The following is a 3,333-nucleotide window of genomic DNA, read 5'->3' as shown; positions in this document are numbered from 1 at the left end:
GGCCGGCGGGCCGGTGTTCGCCGCCCTCGGGCTGCTGACCGTCGCCGTGCTCATCCCGGTGGCGGAGGAGGTCGTGTTCCGCGGCATCGTGCTGCCGGCCCTGCGGGCGCGGCTGCGGGCCGTCGCGGGGATCACGCTCGCGGGAGCGGTGTTCGCCGCCGTGCACCTGCTGCCCCCGGCGTTGCCGTACCTGCTGGTGGTGGGGATCTCACTGTGCGCGATGGCCGAGTGGTACCGGTCGATCGTGCCCGGCATCGTGCTCCACGGCGTCAACAACGCGATCGTGTTCACCGGCGTGATCGCCGCCGGGTCAGGCCAGTAGCGCCGAGACCAGCAAGAGGACCGGCAGCGCGCCGAGGGTCGTGAGGACGGCGGAGTCCCGGGCCAGCAGTGTCCCGTGTCCGTACCGGGTCGCGACCACGAGGACGTTCTGCGCGGTGGGCAACGCGGCGGCGACCACCACCGTGAGAAGCTCGTGACCCTGCATGCCCATCAGCCCGGCGCCGATGGCGTACGCGAGCACGGGGTGGGCGACGAGCTTGAGTGCGCTCGCGAGGAAGATCTCCCGGCGGGGCGAGGCGCCGGCCTCGAGCACCTTGACTCCGTAGAGCGACATGCCGAACACCAGCAGGGCGCCGGGGACGGAGATCTGGCCGACCAGGTGCACGGGCTCCAGGAGAGTCTCGGGCGGCGTCCAGGGCAGGGCGGCGACGACGACGCCCGCGAGCGCAGCGAGGACGATCGGGGTGCGGACCGACTGCAGTAGCGCACCGAGCGCGCCCCCGTCCCCGCCGCCGTCCGACCCCTCGGCCCGCGCGGCCCGCTCCAGCACGGCGATTGCGACCGGTTGGAGGACCACCACCTGGAAGAGCAGCAGCGGCATGACGAACCCGAGGTCCCCGAGGACGTACAGCGCGATGGGGATGCCGAGGTTGGCGGAGTTGACGTAGCCGGCGGACAGGGCACCCACCACGAGGTCCGCCGCCGGGCGCTTGAGCCACAGCCGGGCGATCGCCACGTACAGGACCGCGACGATGATCGCCGACACCGCGGACACCACGAACACGCCGGTGAAGACCTGGTCGAGGGTGGTGCGGGCGAGGGAGTCGAACAGCAGTGCCGGGGTGGCGACGTAGAAGACGAGCCGGTTGAGCACCAGGTGCGCGTCCGTGCCGAGGACCAGGGTGCGGGCGAGTATCCAGCCCAGCGCGACCAGCGCGACGATGACGGCGAAGCCGTTGAGGACGCCGGCCACGGGTGGACTCCTGGTGTCGGGGAGGGGAGGGGGAGAGGTAGACGCGGTAACGCCGATCGGGGTCGCGCACTCCTGCGTGAGGAGGCACGACCCCGATCGGGTTGCTGTTGCCTGAGTCGGCGGCTAGAGGCCGCAGGCGGGACGGGCGGTCCGGTTCACCCGCGCCGAGTGGTGACTCAGCGGCTGGTGAACGGCAGCAGGGCCATCTCGCGGGCGTTCTTGACCGCGACGGCGACCTGACGCTGCTGCTGCGGCGTGAGGCCGGTGACCCGACGCGAACGGATCTTGCCGCGATCGGAGATGAACGTACGGAGGGTGTTGACGTCCTTGTAGTCGACCGTCTCGATACCCGCCACCTTCAACGGGTTCTTCTTGGGTCGACGGCCCTCCTGGGCGCGGATCTTCTTGGACGGGGTGCTACGTGCTTTAGCCATGGTTACCTACTCACCAACTCGACTTCGTGACACCGGGCAGCTCGCCACGGTGGGCCATCTCGCGCATGCGGACGCGGGAGAGGCCGAACTTGCGGAGGTAGCCGCGGGGGCGACCGTCGGCGACGTCGCGGTTACGCACCCGCACGGGCGAGGCGTCACGCGGCATCTTGTTGAGAGCGGTCTGGGCATCCATACGTGCCTCGTCCGTGCTCTCGGGGTTCTTGATGATTGCCTTGAGCTCGGCGCGACGCTCGGCGAACCGGGCGACCTTGGCCTTGCGCTGCTCGTTGCGCGCGATCTTGGACTTCTTGGCCACGAGTCAGCGCTCCTCTCGGAATTCGACGTGCTTACGGACGACCGGGTCGAACTTCTTGAGGACGATGCGGTCCGGATTGTTGCGACGGTTCTTGCGGGTCACGTACGTGAACCCGGTACCGGCCGTGGACTTCAGCTTGATGATGGGGCGGATGTCGTTACGGGCCATCTCAGATCTTCTCCCCACGGGCGCGGATGCGGGCCACGACGGCCTCGATGCCATCGCGGTCGATGGTCTTGATGCCCTTGGTAGAGACCGTCAGCGTGACGCGACGACCCTCGGAGGGCACGAAGTAGCTACGGCGCTGGATGTTCGGGTTCCAGCGACGGTTGGTCCTGCGGTGTGAGTGCGAGACGGACTTGCCGAAACCCGGCTTCCGTCCCGTTACCTGGCAATGCGCCGACATGGCGTGGTTCTCCTTCCGCCCCGTCCTGCGGTGGCGCGCGGCGGAGGGGGCGCCCTCGGTCGGCCTGGGCCGTACGGGGGGCTTACCGCCACGTCGCGAGCACCGTGAGAGGCGATAGCAAACGTGCAGACAACAGCGATGGTCTAGTTTACGGCCCGACCGCGTGAAACGGTAATCGGCACGTCAGTGGGCATAAAGGCGGCCGGACCGGCTCCGGCGGCCGGATGTCCGCGCCGCACGAATTGGGTGCCCGGCCATCCTACGGGTACGATCTACCGATGCGTGTGCTGACACCGGGATCCCCGGTTCGGCCACTGGCAATTGCGCGCTCTTGCAGGAGCGAGCGCCAGACCCACAGACTTCTACCGAGCTAGAGGGATCCAGTATGAAGAACGACATTCACCCCGACTACCACCCGGTGGTCTTCCAGGACTCGGGCACGGGCACCAAGTTCCTCACCCGTTCCACCGCGACCAGCAGCCGCACGGTCGAGTGGGAGGACGGTCAGACGTACCCGCTCATCGTCGTGGACGTGACCAGCGAGTCGCACCCGTTCTGGACCGGCGCGCAGCGCGTCATGGACACCGCCGGCCGCGTCGAGAAGTTCCAGCGTCGCTACGGCAACCGCACCCGCCGCAAGTGAGCAGCGGGGCGTCCGCGCCCCGACCACCCTCCTAGACCCCGAGGACGATAATCATGGCAGTTCCGAAGCGCCGCCTCTCGCGTGCCAACACCCACTCCCGCCGGTCCCAGTGGAAGGCCGACAACGTCGCCCTCCAGGAGACCAAGATCGACGGCCGCCCGGTGGCGCTGCCGCGTCGTCTGGTCAAGGCCGCTCAGCTCGGCCTGGTCAACCTCGACCGCTGAGCCGCGTCGGCTGCCGCCCCCGGGGCGCAGCTGAGCACGGCGGCGCCGCGGGCGC

8 protein-coding genes are annotated in these 3,333 nt (G+C 69.2%); 3 read left to right on the top strand and 5 right to left on the bottom strand.

Annotated features, from left to right (window positions below; all coding sequences use genetic code 11):
• Nucleotides 1–322, top strand: a 322-nt coding sequence (locus tag G6024_RS15900; RefSeq protein ID WP_159149143.1) for a CPBP family intramembrane glutamic endopeptidase, incomplete at its 5' end; no start/stop codon positions are given.
• Here G6024_RS15900 and G6024_RS15895 read toward each other — a convergent pair.
• The 5 genes from G6024_RS15895 to rpmB form a co-directional block, all read right to left on the bottom strand.
• Complete coding sequence (locus tag G6024_RS15895) at nt 311–1,255, bottom strand: AEC family transporter (protein WP_069388689.1); 945 nt, start codon at nt 1,253–1,255, stop codon at nt 311–313. The genes G6024_RS15900 and G6024_RS15895 overlap by 12 nt on opposite strands.
• Before the next feature lie 176 nt (nt 1,256–1,431).
• Nucleotides 1,432–1,689: a 30S ribosomal protein S18 gene (gene rpsR, locus G6024_RS15890; protein ID WP_007632792.1), complete on the bottom strand. Its 258-nt coding sequence runs from the start codon at nt 1,687–1,689 to the stop codon at nt 1,432–1,434.
• Between the two features lie 10 nt (nt 1,690–1,699).
• Nucleotides 1,700–2,005 (bottom strand): 30S ribosomal protein S14, encoded by a 306-nt coding sequence (gene rpsN / locus G6024_RS15885; protein ID WP_017836289.1) that lies wholly within the window; start codon nt 2,003–2,005, stop codon nt 1,700–1,702.
• Nucleotides 2,006–2,008: 3 nt separating this feature from the next.
• The gene (gene rpmG / locus G6024_RS15880) at nt 2,009–2,173 is read right to left on the bottom strand and encodes a 50S ribosomal protein L33 (RefSeq protein ID WP_010542298.1); all 165 of its coding nucleotides are present in this window, start codon (nt 2,171–2,173) and stop codon (nt 2,009–2,011) included.
• A 1-nt stretch (nt 2,174) separates the two neighbouring features.
• A complete protein-coding gene (gene rpmB, locus G6024_RS15875; RefSeq protein ID WP_010542299.1) occupies nt 2,175–2,411 on the bottom strand; it encodes a 50S ribosomal protein L28 in 237 nt (78 codons plus the stop codon).
• A 385-nt stretch (nt 2,412–2,796) separates the two neighbouring features.
• On the opposite strand from rpmB, the gene G6024_RS15870 reads away from it, so the two are divergent.
• Both G6024_RS15870 and rpmF read left to right on the top strand, forming a co-directional pair.
• Nucleotides 2,797–3,054, top strand: coding sequence for a type B 50S ribosomal protein L31 (locus G6024_RS15870; RefSeq protein ID WP_067713246.1), 258 nt, complete (start codon nt 2,797–2,799; stop codon nt 3,052–3,054).
• A gap of 53 nt (nt 3,055–3,107) precedes the next feature.
• On the top strand, nt 3,108–3,278 hold the full coding sequence (gene rpmF / locus G6024_RS15865; RefSeq protein WP_067713249.1) for a 50S ribosomal protein L32: 171 nt from the start codon (nt 3,108–3,110) through the stop codon (nt 3,276–3,278).
• Nucleotides 3,279–3,333 lie beyond the last annotated feature (55 nt).

This window comes from Dietzia maris (assembly GCF_014144855.1).
In the GTDB taxonomy this organism is placed as follows: domain Bacteria; phylum Actinomycetota; class Actinomycetes; order Mycobacteriales; family Mycobacteriaceae; genus Dietzia; species Dietzia kunjamensis.
This window is presented reverse-complemented; position numbering and strand designations above follow the sequence as displayed.

Coding starts and splice junctions, on each gene's coding strand:
- rpmG (WP_010542298.1), bottom strand. CDS start 2,173: ATGGCCCGTAACGACATCCGCCCCATCATCAAGCTGAAGTCCACGGCC.
- G6024_RS15870 (WP_067713246.1), top strand. CDS start 2,797: ATGAAGAACGACATTCACCCCGACTACCACCCGGTGGTCTTCCAGGAC.
- rpmB (WP_010542299.1), bottom strand. CDS start 2,411: ATGTCGGCGCATTGCCAGGTAACGGGACGGAAGCCGGGTTTCGGCAAG.
- rpmF (WP_067713249.1), top strand. CDS start 3,108: ATGGCAGTTCCGAAGCGCCGCCTCTCGCGTGCCAACACCCACTCCCGC.
- rpsR (WP_007632792.1), bottom strand. CDS start 1,689: ATGGCTAAAGCACGTAGCACCCCGTCCAAGAAGATCCGCGCCCAGGAG.